We start from the raw sequence: 15,023 nt of genomic DNA, 5'->3' as shown, positions 1-15,023 counted from the left end.
AGACTGTTTTTTCCCTTATCCAAGCATTAGTTGATACTATTGTACACGTTTCGGATGAATTTCGCACTTTCCTCGATATGAGGATCAGCTGTAGACTCCATTAAATAATACATATATGGCTTGTTTTTCTTCAGTACCGAAAACAGCTTTTCGTAATCCAGCATCCCTTTTCCAACAGGAACGGTGGTTATTTTTCCGTCTTCTATCATAAAATCCTTAAGGTGGACAATGGCAATTTGGTCTCCGAATAGCTCTATTGATTCCTGGAACAATTTTTCTTGGGTTTTGTAGTTATCCAAAGTGATGAAGTTGACTGGATCATAAATAACCTGCAAATTATTGGAATAAATAATATCAAGCAATCTTCTCATGCAGTTTGGGGTATGAATGGGATGGTTGATACCACCTTCTATGCCGACAATTACGCCAAATTTTTCGGCTTCAGCAACAAGTTCCTTAACGCTGACAGCAACCTTTTGGAACGCTTCTTCTGTGAAGTTTTCCTCTGTGTATTCTATCACTTCGTTAACATTACCTGTTTCCGTGCCGACGATGCTGCAGCCAAAGTCTCTTGCATAACGGAGATGCTCTTTAAATCTTGTTAATTCCTGGTGTCTAATTTCATGGAGTGGATGAATCATATTAATATAGCATCCGAGAACAGCAATTTGGATGCCAGATTGTGAGAAAGCACGGCTAATATGAGATCCAAGACCAGATGAGAGGCTGCCTCTTTGTATATGTAAATCTGGAAATGATTTTGCTAATGCTAATTGCACAGCAGAAAATCCTTTTGCTGAAGCTTCCTTTGCAAGCCCTTCTAATGAATGGCTGCTCAAATCATGAGCCCTAATACCTAAATTCATCATTTTCCTTTTCCTCCCTCAATTGGATAAATAGATTTCAACAGGCAAAGTTTTCTTTTTTCTTGAATTCGTTTTCAAATACAGCTATAATGAACTTGTGTTTCCAAATAATAAATCGGATTTCCTTATAAGAAATTATACAAGATTATTGACGGAGGTGCAAGATGAATAAAGCGAATACTTTAAGTGTTTTGACAGATTGTGGGGTTGTCGCTGTTATCCGAGCTGATACCCCTGAAGAAGCGGTGCAGACATCCATTGCATGTGTGGACGGCGGAATTACTGGAATAGAAGTGACATTTACTGTCAAGGATGCGGAAAAAGCGATTAGAGAGCTTGTGGAAAGCTACCGAAATAACCAGGACGTAGTGATTGGTGCAGGAACAGTTTTGGATGGCCATACGGCAAGATTAGCGATAATGGCTGGCGCGCAATTTATAGTCAGTCCTTGCTTTGACAAGGAAACTGCTAAACTATGCAACTTGTATCAAATCCCTTATATGCCAGGCTGCATGACAGTAACAGAAATGAAGCAGGCCCTTGAATATGGTGCTGACATCATCAAGCTGTTTCCAGGCAGCGCTTTTGGACCGGATTATGTAAAGGCAGTAAAAGCTCCCCTTCCGCATGTGAATATTATGCCGACAGGCGGTGTAAGCTTGGAAAATATTCATGAGTGGATTGAAAACGGCTGTGCTGCTGTTGGTGTAGGCGGCAACTTGGTAGCACCAGCTAAAGAGGGCAATTTCGAGCAAGTTACCGCCTATGCAAGGCAGTATGTCGAAAAGGTTAAAGAAGCAAGAGGAAAAGCACAATGACGAAGGTTGTCACGTTAGGAGAAATCATGCTGCGGCTTTCCACAAGTCCAGGTGAACTTTTAACTTCTGCAGATACACTTCAGATGCATTATGGAGGCGGGGAAGCGAATGTCGCTATTGCTCTCTCAGGCTACGGGCATGATACATATTTCGTCAGCAAAGTTCCAGATAATGCATTAGGACGAGGAGTTCAGCGGCATCTTTTGGCAAATGGTGTGTCAACAGCATATTTGCTGCAAGGCGGTGAACGGTTAGGCACATATTATTTGGAAGCAGGCATTGGCGAACGAAGTCCGCGGGTAACTTATGACAGGAAGCATTCTAGTTTTGCCAATCTTTCTGCTAGTGAGTTAAACTTCGAGGAAATCCTTGACGGTGCATCATTATTCCATGTTTCTGGCATAACATTGGCGCTGTCACAAGATTTAAGAGAATTAACTTTGGAAGCTTTAAAAACGGCCAAAAGGAAAGGAATTAAAACCAGCTTCGATTTTAATTACAGAGCAACACTATGGAGTCAAGAAGAGGCCGCAACAGCCATTCTGCCAATCTTGCCTTATGTGGATATTTGTTCATGCGGAGAATTAGACGCAGTTTTTCTTCTCGGCATCAAGGAAGCTGATCATACTCTGTCAAAAGAGGAAAGACTTGTGTATTATTACCGGAAAATCAATGAAATTTTTCCGAATTTGGAGGTAATGGTGTCCACTTTCCGAAACAATATTTCAGCCTCTAGTAATGAACTGCAAGGAAATCTTTATGCAAATGGGACGCTATATCAGTCGAAAGTCCATGATATTCAGCCGATAGTGGACAGGGTTGGTGGCGGGGATGCATTTGCAGCAGGGATTATAAACGGACTGCTAGAGAAAATGGATTATGAAAAGACAGTAACATTCGCAGCTGCGGCATCTGCCTTAAAACACACAGTTCATGGCGACTGCAGCCAATTTACGAAAGAGGAAGTTCAGAGATTCATAGAATCAGGCTCAGGAAGAATTTCCCGCTAATATCATTTTTTTGTATTGATTCATAAAAACATTTTAAGGAGCGATTGAAAATGACAGAATTAGATACTCGTTATGCTATCCACCCTGAGGACATGAAAAAATATACGACGGAAGATTTGAGAAACCATTTTCTCGTTGAAACTATCTTCACACCAGGTCAAGTTTGCCTAACGTATACTCATAATGACCGCATGATTTTTGGCGGGGTAACTCCAGCGCAATCAGAATTGACTATAACCCTCGATAAAGAACTAGGAGTCGAATATTTCTTAGAGCGCCGTGAGCTTGGTATCATAAATATTGGCGGTAATGGTTCTGTCACGTTAGATGGAGAAGTATATGACATGCAAAAAAGAGATGGTCTGTATGTCGGAAAAGGAACTAGAGAAGTAATTTTCCGTTCAGATGATCCGGAAAATCCAGCAAAATTTTATATCAATTCAACACCTGCTCATCATCAATATCCAACTGTTAAAATTGATATTAATAAAATTGAGCCTCTGCAAGCGGGAGAGCCTGGAACACTTAACGAACGTCGAATCTATCAATATGTGCATCCTAATGTTTGCGAAAGCTGCCAGCTGCAAATGGGCTTGACGATGTTGTCACCTGGAAGTGTCTGGAACACGATGCCATGCCATACACATGAAAGAAGAATGGAAGTATACCTGTATTTCGATATGGAGCCGCAAACTCGTGTGTTCCATTTTATGGGGCAGCCTTCAGAAACTAGACATTTGGTTATGAGTAATGAGCAAGCAGCTATTTCGCCAAGCTGGTCCATCCATACTGGAACAGCAACAAACAATTATACATTTATTTGGGGAATGTGCGGGGAAAACATCACGTATACGGATATGGACCATGTAAAAATGGAAGATTTGCGCTGATAAAACCAAAACGATGCGAAAAATAGGAGGAAATGATAATGACGACGCAATTTGATCAATTTTCTTTAGATTATTTTAAGCTGGACGGAAAAGTGGCTATTGTAACAGGCGGAAATACAGGTTTAGGACAGGGCTATGCAGTTGCTCTTGCAAAAGCAGGAGCTGATGTATTCATTGTTACCCATAACGATGACTGGGACGAAACAAAGGAACTGCTTGAGAAGGAAGGCAGAAAGGCAGTTTTTCATAAAGCTGACTTGACTGACAGAGCACAAGCAAAGGCATCCATTGAAGCATGTCAAGAAGCGTTTGGTAAAATTGATATCTTAGTCAATAATGCAGGAACAATAAGACGTGCCCCGCTGCTTGAGTATTCTGAAGAAGATTGGGATGCAGTTATGGACATTAACTTGAACGCTGTCTACTTCTTGAGTCAGGCTGCAGCAAAAATCATGAAGGAGCAAGGCGGCGGAAAAATTATCAATGTTGCGTCCATGCTGTCATTCCAAGGAGGAAAGTTCGTTCCGCCTTACACAGCAAGCAAGCATGGAGTCGCTGGTATTACAAAAGCATTTGCTAATGAACTGGCTGAATATAATATCCAGATTAATGCTATCGCTCCAGGCTATATCAAAACAGCCAATACAGCACCAATTCGGGCTGATGAAAAGCGAAATGCGGAAATCTTATCGCGCATACCTGCTAATCGCTGGGCAGATCCAGCAGATTTGATGGGCGTTATCGTTTTCTTGGCAAGCAAAGCTTCCGACTATATGAACGGCCATATTTTAGCAGTTGATGGCGGCTGGTTAGCAAGATAACAAAAAAAAAGACATTTTTCAATCTGTGCTTTGAAAAATGTCTTTTTTGTTTTGTATAGAATTCGTAAAAAAAGGTATTCGATACAGTGATAAAGAATACATGTTAAGTGGGTTTTACCTGCAGAACACGTAATAAAATGACTTGGACAAAATAATTGGCATAAGAAAGAGGTATATATTTAACAAATGGCTATAAAAAGTCTTAATCATCTATTGTTTTCTGTCTCTGATTTAGAGAAGTCAATTGCTTTTTACCAAGATGTGTTTGATGCAAAACTGCTCGTCAAAGGCAGAACGACAGCCTATTTTGACTTGAATGGTATGTGGATTGCTTTAAATGTAGAAAAAGATATTCCCCGAACAGAAATCGAAGCATCTTATACCCATATCGCTTTTTCTATCGAAGAAGATGAATTGGACACGATGTATAAAAAGCTAACAGAGTTAAATGTAACAATTCTGTCTGGTCGACCGCGGGATGAAAAAGATAAAAACTCCATCTATTTTATTGATCCAGATGGTCATAAGTTTGAATTTCATACAGGTACATTACAGGAGAGATTAAATTATTATAAAGAGCATAAACAGCATATGAAATTTTATGATTAAGGAAGAGAAGCATATGCAAAGTTGCCGGATTTAAAAAGGAAACAGTCAGGTGCCGAAAAAAGCCGCAACAGTTTTTTACTTAGAAGAGCTGAAACAAATGGGAGAATGATAGTCATGGAGTTCAATAAATTACATTCCAATACATATTGGTTTTGGGATATATCGAGACAAACACACTGATATAAGAGGGGTAGGATATAATATGACAAAAAAATGGGCTTTTGTATCTGATTTCGATGGAACTATATCAAAAAAGGATTTTTATTGGATTGTTATTGATCAGTATTTTCCTGAGGGTAAGGAACTTTATAAGGAATGGAAAAACGGGGCTATCAAGGATATTGATTTCTTAAGCACTGTTTTTTCCGCTATTCACCAGGATGAGGACCAAATCATTCGCGATGTTCACGGTATCCCGATTGATGAGCATGTGCCAGCATTTGTGAAAGCCGTCCAGCAAAGCGGAGGGGACTTTTATATATTGAGTGCGGGAACAGATTATTACATAAAGCATATTGTGGAGAAGTATAGATTAGAGCAGGTGATTATTCTTTCTAATGAAGGTGTGTTTAAGGATAGAAATATACACTTGAATATTAATAAAGAGGATTGGAAGTATTCCGAACGGTACGGAATTGACAAGTCCATTGTTATTCAAAAGCTTAAAAGACAATATGACAAAGTTTACTTTGCTGGAGACAGTGAGCCAGATTCCCATCCGGCTGCATTTGCTGATATTACTTTCGCAAGGGATGTGCTGAAGGACCTGCTTACAGAAAGAGGAATAAACTTTATCCCGTTTGATTCTTTTAAGGAAATTGAAGCAGAACTTGTAAAAATTGGTGATATCAAAGTGAAATAATAATTAAAAGTTAAGGTAATGTAAAGATATTGTTAATATCATGTATTTATGATGTAAATACAATATGATGGTGTTACTAAAGTGTAGAAAGGGGTGAGCTTTTGTTTAAAAAGTTTATTCGTAAAATCCAAGAATTTTCGGGAAGCCACAGTGATCGTCACAGACACAGAAGATACAGCAGCAGTCGCCGCAGATACAATCGCAGCAGCAGCAGTTCTGGCAGAAGAAAATACGACAGATACGGCGGCAGCCACCGTTACAAGCGTAAAAGCTATAGCAGCAGCTAACTAAAAACTCTTGCTCTATTAAAGGAGCAAGAGTTTCTTTATTGTCCGGTCAAGATCCTCCCGTATACTTGGTACATCCGGATAGCCCTCATCTATGCCAAGCAGCTTTTTTAAAAGCTCTACAGTGGCATCATTTAGGACAAGCTCATCAAGCCAGCTTCCCTTTCTTTTCCGCTTACCCGTATAGGTAGAGTACAGTAAAAAAAGAAGGCATTCTCCAATATCGTAAAAGTCATCCTGTTTTCGCTCAAGCGCTGCTTTTGAATCGCTGACTTTTTTTGCAAGCCCAAAGTCTATTAAATACAGATTATCTCCTTTTAATAGAATATTAGGTGGACGGATATCATCATGAAATATATGTTCCTTATGCAAATAATCAACAGCTGTTAACAGCTTGTCAATAAGCTTCAATGCTTCTAATTCGGAAAAGGCCTGCTTTTGATAAAAAAGCAAATCTTCTATATTTAAGCCTTCTACATACTCCATTATATAAAAAGCTTCCTTGTCTGAGTGAATGGTATCAACCAAACGGGGAATTTGCTTATGGTAAAGACTAGCTAGTAAATCTATCTCAGAGAGGAAGCGCTGCCGCTCCTTTAACTTCAAAGCTTTACTTGGACGCAATTGTTTTGCTACATATTGTTGGCCAGTTTTTATATTTGTGCATTTGTAAATGATTCCATATCCACCCATACCAACACATTTATCAATTTTATAAGTATCGCCAAGAAAAGCACCTTTCTCTAACGGGCGGTCATATATCCATTTCAATAGAAACTTCCAATTCATTCCTACACATCCTAAGAGCTAATATTTAAGATTATTGTAGCAAATTACTCACAGTGATGATATTAGAAAGTAATTAGCAGGTTATTGGATTTTTTTAGGAATAGCAAGCTTTAAACTCTAATAAGATACATTAAAGGAGATAAGAAGGTGATACATTGGACAGTTATTTGATTTCACATTTTCTATTTTACGGGCTCATCTTTGCAGCATTTTTTTTCTCCTGGAGAATTGGCAAGAATATGCTTAAAAAGAAGGGGATTATAGCTGCAATCACCGCATCAATCTTGGCAAGCACCATTATTTTAACCATTTGCGGGGCAATTTGGCATCAAATTGTACCAGATTTAATCGGCAAGGGGATTATCCTGTTTATTTATAGTTTGGCCATTGCAGCAGGAAATGTACTCGTTATTAGTCTTTTACTCTATAAAAAGAGCAGTCAAAAGGGTTGAGTTCTTTTTACCAGGCTGCCAACAAAATGAAAAAGCATTGTCACGATATGGCAATGCTTTTTCATGCAAAAAATTACCGAAAAAGAAATAGGCAACCTAAAATTTATATGCTATACTTTTTCTTTTATGCATAATACATAAAAAAATTTTCAAAAAAGAATGTTTTTTTCCTGTTCATATAGAATATATAGGACATGGTTTTGTATAAACAATCATGTAATATAGAAGTGGTTGTTTGCTAACATCAGAGAAAGAGAGTGTGAAGAATAATCATGGAGGAACAAAAATTAGCGAGAGGATTAAAGAACAGACATGTTCAGCTGATTGCCATCGGTGGTGCAATCGGAACAGGATTATTTCTTGGTTCAGGGAAGTCTATCCACCTAGCAGGACCATCTATTTTATTTGCCTACATCATTACAGGCATCATCTGTTTTTTAATTATGAGAGCTTTAGGAGAATTGCTTCTTTCTAATTTGGAGTATCATTCGTTTGTTGATTTTGTACAAGATTATCTTGGCAGCATGGCTGCATTTATAACGGGCTGGACCTATTGGTTTTGCTGGATTACAATCGCGATGGCAGACTTAACAGCAGTCGGATTGTACACACAATACTGGTTTCCCACTGTACCGCAATGGGTGCCAGGTTTAATATTGCTTGTAATTCTTCTATGTATGAACTTAGCAACAGTTAAGCTTTTCGGAGAAATGGAGTTTTGGTTTGCGCTAGTTAAGGTAATTGCCATACTCGCATTAATTGTTGTCGGTTTATTTATGATCTTTAAAGGAATCACAACAGATGCCGGCCCATCAGGTTTCTCTAACTTATGGAGTCATGGCGGCATGTTCCCGAACGGTATGAATGGATTTATTCTATCCTTCCAAATGGTTGTATTTGCCTTTGTTGGAATTGAGCTTGTCGGATTGACTGCTGGAGAAACGGAAAAGCCAGAAGAAGTTCTACCGAAAGCAATCAACAGTATTCCAATCAGGATCTTGATATTCTATGTTGGGGCATTGCTTGTTATCATGGGGATTTATCCTTGGAATGCCATTAATCCAGCAGAAAGCCCGTTTGTTCAAGTGTTCTTGACAGTTGGAATTGCAGCAGCAGCCGGAGTAGTCAACTTTGTTGTCCTTACATCTGCAGCTTCAGCATGTAACAGTGCCATCTTTAGTACAAGCAGAATGGTATTCTCATTAGCAAAAAATGAAAACGCACCTGCACCAATGACTAAGCTGACAAAAAGACGTGTGCCAGCAAATGCACTATACTTTTCATTAGTCGTTATATTAGTGGCTGTTGTCTTAAACTATGTTATGCCTGAAGATGTATTTACATTGATTACGAGTATTTCAACTGTTTGCTTCCTATTCATATGGGCAATCATCGTCATTTGCCATATGTTGTATCGAAAAAGAAAGCCGGAATTGGCGAAAGGGAACCCATTTAAAATGCCCCTTTACCCAGCAGCTAACTATGTTATTCTAGCATTTTTGGCATTTATTTTAGTTGTCCTAGGTTTTGCAGAGGATACTAGAATCGCATTATTTGTGACACCAGTATGGTTTATTCTATTGATTGTCATTTATCAATTCCGTAAAAAAGCAGCTAAGTAAAAGAAGGAGAAAAGGCAGCGGATCGCTGCCTTTTCTAATTTTTACGGAAACTTTACAATAAAATAAAGTTTATCTTGACGTTCGGACAAACTTCCATTATTATAAATACATCAAGCAAGTAGAGCTGATAAATTAGTAGATTCATACATATTAAGATCCGATAGTTCAGCGGGAGAATACATCCTTGACAGGGATGGGGTCGGGGGTTCGAATCCCTCTCGGATCATCAAGAAGAGATCACTTTCCATAGAGGAAGTGGTCTTTTTTTGCGTTTTTTTAGTAATAAACGTCTAATCCTTCGCTATTTTTGATTAGACGTTTGCTGTCTTGTAATCAAGCTTTTAGTATTGCATGTTCTGCCCAGCCAATGATATTACCATTTACTCCGAATATTCTGCTATCCTAGCGCCGCCGAGTTTATATAACAACAGAAGTTGTTGGGCCATAAAAACAGGAGTCTCCATATAATCATTTTTTATCCAATACTTAGTCACACCAAATTGTGCAGAAGTAACATAACTAAGATAGATTTGTTGAGGTACTAATAAGTCAATGTCTCCCTCGGGATGAACGGTTGTTAAACCTTTTACTGTTTTTTCATAGAATATTTCTTGGAGTTTTTCGGAAAAAATCAATGGACCATTTTTTCCAAGCATAACAGTATAAAAATCTTTATGTTTATAAATATTTGTTAAGATTCCTTTGAATATCTCTTCTAATGTTTTGAGACTAAATGATTCTTTAGCTTCATTATGTATTTCAATTGCCTTTTCTAGATCATCCAGTACCTCTTTTATACTTTGTTCTAGTAAATCGAATTTATCTTTATAATGAGCATAAAATGTGGCGCGATTAATATCCGCCTTTTTTGTGATATCACTTACAGAAATAGAGTCAGCTCCCTTTGTTTGCAATAGGGTAAGATATGCACAAATAATAGCTTTCTTCGTTTTTGTAATTCTTCTATCTACCTTTTCCATTCGTACTCCTACTTTCGAATTATTTTCCCTATTTATAAAACGGTATGCAAAAATATGTTGCTTAAAATACATTTTTACCCATTTTAATGGTTTTATTTGGATGAAGTAGTTTGTAAAATTAATATACACATTGAATTATAACATACAGTGTGTTGGATAGGTGTTTAAACAAGGAGGGAAATGGATTGAGTAAATTACATGTTTTAATTGCTGGTGGGGGTATCGGGGGATTATGTTTAGCCCAAGCGCTAAAGAAGGCTGGAATACGATTTTCAGTATTTGAACGAGAAGATGATGTAGCAAAATCTGGTTACCGCTTGCATATGAATATGGATGGTGGTGAAGCATTAAAAAAATGCTTGCCAGAAAATCTATACCAACTATATATACAAACATCTAGAAAAAATCCTCGTCGTGAAATGGCTGTCTTGATTGATGAGCAGTTAAATGAAGTAGGAGTTCGCCCTCATATTGGCGCTCCCAATGATAAAGATTTTCCGCACACTGCTGTAAATAGAAAAACTTTATGTCAAATATTACTTAGTGGTCTGGAAGAAGATGTTTATTTTAACAAGAGAATAGTAGGGTTTGATCAAGATGAAGAGGAAGTGCGGGCCTATTTAGAAGATGGGACAGTGGTGCGGGGAGACATCCTTGTTGCTGCTGATGGCATAAATTCAGCTGTCCGAACTCAATTGCTGCCTGGAGTTTCACCGGTGGATACTGGTGCAAGAGCATTTTACTCGAAGTCACCTTTAACTAGTGAGCTAAGGGAGATTCTGCCAGAGGTTTTATTTGATGGTTTTACAAGTGTAATGGATGATAAGGGAATATTTATGGCAATTGGTCCATATGAAGCCAGACGACCAGTAATAGAGGCTGCCAAAGAACTGGCACCTCATTCAATCTTTGAACCTGTAGATGATTACATAATGATAACTTTAAATGTTTCAGCAAGGCACTTGAGCTTAACGGACGAAGAGCTTCGACAGTCTAATTCTAAGGTTTATCATGAAATCATGCTGAATTTTACGAAGAATTGGCATCCCGTTTTAAAAGGCTTAGTTGAACGAATACAACCAGAGACAGTTTCCCTCTTATCTGTTAGGTCTATTAATCCGATAGACCCTTGGCCAACAAGCCGCGTCACTTTACTCGGTGATGCTATTCACGCTATGCCGCCAAGCTTTGGAGCTGGTTGTAACCTAGCTTTAAGAGATGCCAGTATACTAGCAGAGCAAATAGCAGAAATGGAAAAACAGAATAAAGAATGGAAAAATGCGATATCTCACTACGAAGAAGAGATGCGTTTACACGATTACCCAATCTTTGAGATGTCCTCAAATATAGACTTAGCAAGAAAATTTAATCCTGTGTATAAATAATTAATCATCATTCCTATCCTGTTGTTTTCTTAAAAAAAGAGCAATAGGATAGGAATCGAAAAGTAGGAGTGGATAATGGATACCTATCAATTAATTTCAGAAGAAGCAAAGAAGAAATTGCTGATTATTTTAGCATGTTCGCTCGTGTTTTCATCCATGAGTGCCACTATGTTTAATGTTGCCTTGCCAGCAATAACAAAGGAGCTTTTCCTGACTTCCTCACAATCAAGTTGGATTGTCACAAGCTATATGATTGTTTATGCCCTTGGCTCTGTATCTTACGGAAAACTAGCTGATAAATATAAGTTAAAGAACTTGATAACAATAGGGATATTACTTTTTTCGCTAGGATCTTTATTAGGATTTCTCTCTAGTAGCTTTCCCTTGATTATTATTTCAAGAGTTATGCAAGCTATGGGTGCATCTGTGTTTCCTGCGTCTGCGATGATTATTCCAGCTCGTTATTTTTCACCAGAAACACGCGGCAGAGCGTTAGGGATGACATCAGCTGGTTTATCTTTTGGGGTTGCGATTGGCCCGATTATTTCAGGGGTTTTAACAACTGGTTTCCATTGGCATTATCTGTTTGCTTTATGTATTCTGCCAATCGTCTTTATCCCTTTATTTAGGAGTACGCTTGATAATCAATCAGGAAGTGATATTAAATTAGATTGGGTAGGAGCTATCCTTCTGGGGGGAATGGTTACTTTACTTTTACTAGGAATTTCGTCAAACCAAATGTTTTACTTCTTATTTGTTATCCTATTCGTTATTTTATTAATGTGGAGAATTAGGAAAGCAAAGGACCCTTTTATAAGAGGAGAATTATTTAAAAATAAAAAGTACACAATAATTCTTGTCTTATTTGCACTAAGCTCTGGTATTGGATTTGCTTTACCGTACTTAACGCCGCTATTTCTTTCAGATGTTTATCATATTAATGCTTTTACAAGTGGTCTTATAATGTTTCCAGGTGCCGCATTAACAGCACTGTTATCCAAAAGAGGGGGATCGCTTGCCGATAAAAGGGGCGCAGCCTTTTTAGGATATATAGCAGTAACCGCCTATTTTGTTTGTTTTATTAATTTAATATGGCTTGTCGGAAAATCTCCCTATTTCATTATGGTAATTCTCGTGTTTGGCTATATTGCGCAGTCATTCTTCCAAATGACCCTTGCAAATATGGTGTCACATGTATTGCCAAAAGCGGAAACTGGAGTAGGTATGGGACTGTTTATGCTGACAAACTTTATCGCAAGCTCCATTGCAACGACTTTAATGGGAACGTCTATTACTAGAGGCACCAGCTTTCTTAGCTTAAATATGTTTAACTTGGCAAATCAGGCAGCTGTTTATAGTGATATTTATCTCATGCTTACAGTGATTGTAGTTGTGATGTTTTGTATCTTTGTTTTTACTGTTGGTAAGAAAACTTATAGTAGAAATCTAAAAGAAAAGGTATAAGTTTTTTTTAAATACAAACACGATAAAGTAAACTTAGATTTAAATTCTTTGTTAACTTGAATATAACTAGATACTAACAATAGGCACTTTCTTTGGAGAAAATATATCTCAAGAAAGTGCCTATTTTGTTTATGAGCAAAATTTCTAGTAATCAACGCAAATTTCTAAGAAATTATTTAATAAATAAACAATTCAACTTGATTTTTGGTATAGTAAAGATAAAGATTGTTTAATAATGCAACAGAAGGTGATGTTAAATGAAGGTTTTGGCGATTGCCCCCTATGAGGGGTTAAAAGAATTAATCATAGAATTAGGACGTAATCAAGATTTTGAGATACATGTAGAGGTTGGAGATTTAGAGAAAGGAGTTAAGCTTGCCAGCCGCGCAGCTGAACAAGGGTTTGATATTATTATCAGCCGCGGGGGGACAGCAGAACTCATCCAAAAGAAAGTATCCATTCCTGTTATTGAAATTGAAGTTTCCGGATATGACATGCTCCGAGTGTTAACCCTTGTAAAAGACTATCCTGGTAAGGCTGCAATTGTTGGCTTTCCGCCGATATCGGAAGGAGCAGCAACAGTTTGCCAACTACTTGAAATGGATATTTCCCCGTTTGTTATTTCTAAGGAGGAGGAAGTACAGCCAACGTTAAAGCAGTTGCTGAAAAAAGGATATGAAGTCATTATTGGTGATGCCATTACTGTGAAGGAAGCAGAAAATCTTGGATTAAATGGAGTATTAATTACGTCTGGAAAAGAAAGCATCTTAAAGGCTTTTCAAAATGCAAAAAAAATACACCATTATTTTTCCATACTAAGAAGAAAATTATCGATTGCCGAACAAATTCTTCAAGAAGAAGATGGCTTTGTTGTGTTTGATGCAAAGTTTAATAGTGTCTACTCTAATACATGTTTCACTGAACAATTAAAAAAAACCTTTAAAGCTTCTGTCGAAATCGAGGAGGCAGTGACAGAAGTTATTTCAAAAGGTGAATATTCCTCTCTAATTGAAAGTGATAATGTCTTTTGGAAGGTAAAGGGGACCGAATTGGAAGGATTTGAACTTCCGCTAGTTTTGTTCCGGTTACAAAGAGTGACATCTACTCAAAAAAAGCTTTCTGATGGTATAACCATTATTTCTTCAGTGATGAATTCCAGCCCGATTAAATCTTCTTTTATAAAAAATAACCAGATGAAAAAGATTATTCAATCAGCTGAAAAATTTAGTGATAAAAAGGAATCGATCTGGATCAGCGGTGAAAAAGGGACAGGGAAGGGGAAATTAGCTCATTATATCCATTTCCATCGGTCCAAACATACTTTACCCCTGCTGACAATAAATTGTTCTCTTGTAAATGAAGAACAATGGAAATGGTTGTTGGAGGATGAAGGTCTGCTTGCCTCCAATGAGAATGGAACTATTTTTCTCAAAAATATCGATACCATTTCTTTATCGATTCAAAAGGATCTATTGTCTTTTCTTATAAAGCATAACCTGAAGTCGCCTATTATTGCATCATCAAGAGAGAGTATTTTGACCATGATTGAAACTGGTGCGTTCTCAAGTGATTTATATTTTTTGCTGGCCCGACTGACATTAACTCTTCCGCCGTTATCAAAGCGAAAAGAAGATATTGATCATCTCGCTCGTATTTTTATTAATGAAACGAATACAAAATACGGCAAACAAATTGCAGGGATTCGGAATGAAGCTATTGAGGAATTAGAGAATTATAGCTGGCCAGGAAACATAACTCAATTGAAACAAGTGATAAATGAAACGGTGCTGTTAGCAAATGGACCTTTTATTGAAAAAGAAGATATAAGTCATATTTTAAATACAAAGTTAAAAGAAACGGAAATGGCTCAGCTAAACCTAATAGGTACGTTAGAGGAAATAGAACAGAGAATTATCAGGCAGGTTTGGCAGGAAGAAGGTATGAACCAAACTAAAACAGCTGAGAGGCTGGGCATTAACCGAACAACTTTATGGCGAAAATTGAAGGAATTGTAAATAAAAACATCAAAACTGTTTCAAAATTAAACAGTTTTGATGTTTTTATTATTTTATTTAAGATAAATATTGTGAAAATAAACAATATAATCTATAATTCAACATGTAAGCGTTCTTATAACTGTTTAAAAAATAAACAATTGAATTGGAAGG

At 37.5% G+C, this 15,023-nt stretch carries 15 protein-coding genes and 1 tRNA gene; 13 read left to right on the top strand and 3 right to left on the bottom strand.

Features of this window, described 5'->3' with window-relative positions:
* Window positions 1–26: 26 nt before the first annotated feature.
* The gene (locus ACLIJJ_RS01355; RefSeq protein ID WP_311315896.1) at window positions 27–869 is read right to left on the bottom strand and encodes a sugar phosphate isomerase/epimerase family protein; all 843 of its coding nucleotides are present in this window, start codon (window positions 867–869) and stop codon (window positions 27–29) included.
* 161 nt (window positions 870–1,030) lie between these two features.
* On the opposite strand from ACLIJJ_RS01355, the gene ACLIJJ_RS01350 reads away from it, so the two are divergent.
* The 7 genes from ACLIJJ_RS01350 (at window position 1,031) to ACLIJJ_RS01320 (ending at window position 6,167) form a co-directional block, all read left to right on the top strand.
* A complete protein-coding gene (locus tag ACLIJJ_RS01350) occupies window positions 1,031–1,684 on the top strand; it encodes a bifunctional 4-hydroxy-2-oxoglutarate aldolase/2-dehydro-3-deoxy-phosphogluconate aldolase (RefSeq protein ID WP_233313617.1) in 654 nt (217 codons plus the stop codon).
* Window positions 1,681–2,694, top strand: a complete 1,014-nt coding sequence (locus ACLIJJ_RS01345) for a sugar kinase (RefSeq protein WP_411410472.1) — start codon at window positions 1,681–1,683, stop codon at window positions 2,692–2,694. The genes ACLIJJ_RS01350 and ACLIJJ_RS01345 overlap by 4 nt, the downstream gene beginning before the upstream one ends.
* 50 nt (window positions 2,695–2,744) lie before the next feature.
* Window positions 2,745–3,584: a 5-dehydro-4-deoxy-D-glucuronate isomerase gene (kduI, locus tag ACLIJJ_RS01340; protein ID WP_233313619.1), complete on the top strand. Its 840-nt coding sequence runs from the start codon at window positions 2,745–2,747 to the stop codon at window positions 3,582–3,584.
* A 38-nt stretch (window positions 3,585–3,622) separates the two neighbouring features.
* Window positions 3,623–4,405 carry a 2-dehydro-3-deoxy-D-gluconate 5-dehydrogenase KduD gene (gene kduD / locus ACLIJJ_RS01335; RefSeq protein WP_233313620.1) on the top strand — a complete coding sequence of 261 codons (783 nt, stop codon included), beginning with the start codon at window positions 3,623–3,625 and terminating at the stop codon, window positions 4,403–4,405.
* A 186-nt stretch (window positions 4,406–4,591) separates the two neighbouring features.
* A complete protein-coding gene (fosM, locus tag ACLIJJ_RS01330) occupies window positions 4,592–5,014 on the top strand; it encodes a FosM family fosfomycin resistance protein (protein WP_233313621.1) in 423 nt (140 codons plus the stop codon).
* Between the two features lie 202 nt (window positions 5,015–5,216).
* Window positions 5,217–5,876, top strand: a complete 660-nt coding sequence (locus tag ACLIJJ_RS01325; RefSeq protein ID WP_411410471.1) for an MtnX-like HAD-IB family phosphatase — start codon at window positions 5,217–5,219, stop codon at window positions 5,874–5,876.
* 150 nt (window positions 5,877–6,026) lie between these two features.
* Complete coding sequence (locus tag ACLIJJ_RS01320; protein ID WP_233313623.1) at window positions 6,027–6,167, top strand: hypothetical protein; 141 nt, start codon at window positions 6,027–6,029, stop codon at window positions 6,165–6,167.
* A 14-nt stretch (window positions 6,168–6,181) separates the two neighbouring features.
* Here ACLIJJ_RS01320 and ACLIJJ_RS01315 read toward each other — a convergent pair whose 3' ends face one another.
* Window positions 6,182–6,952 carry a serine/threonine protein kinase gene (locus ACLIJJ_RS01315; protein WP_411410470.1) on the bottom strand — a complete coding sequence of 257 codons (771 nt, stop codon included), beginning with the start codon at window positions 6,950–6,952 and terminating at the stop codon, window positions 6,182–6,184.
* A 155-nt stretch (window positions 6,953–7,107) separates the two neighbouring features.
* On the opposite strand from ACLIJJ_RS01315, the gene ACLIJJ_RS01310 reads away from it, so the two are divergent.
* The 3 genes from ACLIJJ_RS01310 to ACLIJJ_RS01300 all read left to right on the top strand — a co-directional run bounded on the left by ACLIJJ_RS01310 (window position 7,108) and on the right by ACLIJJ_RS01300 (window position 9,252).
* Window positions 7,108–7,404, top strand: a complete 297-nt coding sequence (locus ACLIJJ_RS01310; protein WP_233313625.1) for a hypothetical protein — start codon at window positions 7,108–7,110, stop codon at window positions 7,402–7,404.
* A gap of 272 nt (window positions 7,405–7,676) precedes the next feature.
* Entirely contained in the window at window positions 7,677–9,026 is a 1,350-nt protein-coding gene (locus ACLIJJ_RS01305) for an amino acid permease (protein WP_233313626.1), read from the top strand.
* 154 nt (window positions 9,027–9,180) lie between these two features.
* A tRNA-Val gene (locus tag ACLIJJ_RS01300) sits at window positions 9,181–9,252 on the top strand.
* A gap of 154 nt (window positions 9,253–9,406) precedes the next feature.
* On the opposite strand, the gene ACLIJJ_RS01295 is transcribed toward ACLIJJ_RS01300, so the two are convergent.
* Window positions 9,407–10,006 (bottom strand): TetR/AcrR family transcriptional regulator, encoded by a 600-nt coding sequence (locus ACLIJJ_RS01295; protein WP_233313627.1) that lies wholly within the window; start codon window positions 10,004–10,006, stop codon window positions 9,407–9,409.
* A gap of 185 nt (window positions 10,007–10,191) precedes the next feature.
* On the opposite strand from ACLIJJ_RS01295, the gene ACLIJJ_RS01290 reads away from it, so the two are divergent.
* From ACLIJJ_RS01290 to ACLIJJ_RS01280, 3 genes are all read left to right on the top strand, one after another.
* Complete coding sequence (locus ACLIJJ_RS01290) at window positions 10,192–11,391, top strand: FAD-dependent oxidoreductase (RefSeq protein ID WP_233313628.1); 1,200 nt, start codon at window positions 10,192–10,194, stop codon at window positions 11,389–11,391.
* A gap of 75 nt (window positions 11,392–11,466) precedes the next feature.
* Window positions 11,467–12,855, top strand: coding sequence for an MFS transporter (locus tag ACLIJJ_RS01285; protein ID WP_411410469.1), 1,389 nt, complete (start codon window positions 11,467–11,469; stop codon window positions 12,853–12,855).
* Window positions 12,856–13,112: 257 nt separating this feature from the next.
* Complete coding sequence (locus ACLIJJ_RS01280; protein ID WP_341077184.1) at window positions 13,113–14,870, top strand: sigma-54-dependent Fis family transcriptional regulator; 1,758 nt, start codon at window positions 13,113–13,115, stop codon at window positions 14,868–14,870.
* Window positions 14,871–15,023: the final 153 nt, after the last annotated feature.

The sequence above is a fragment of the Niallia laureatilytica genome, assembly GCF_046613985.1.
Taxonomy (GTDB): domain Bacteria; phylum Bacillota; class Bacilli; order Bacillales; family Cytobacillaceae; genus Niallia.
This window is presented reverse-complemented; position numbering and strand designations above follow the sequence as displayed.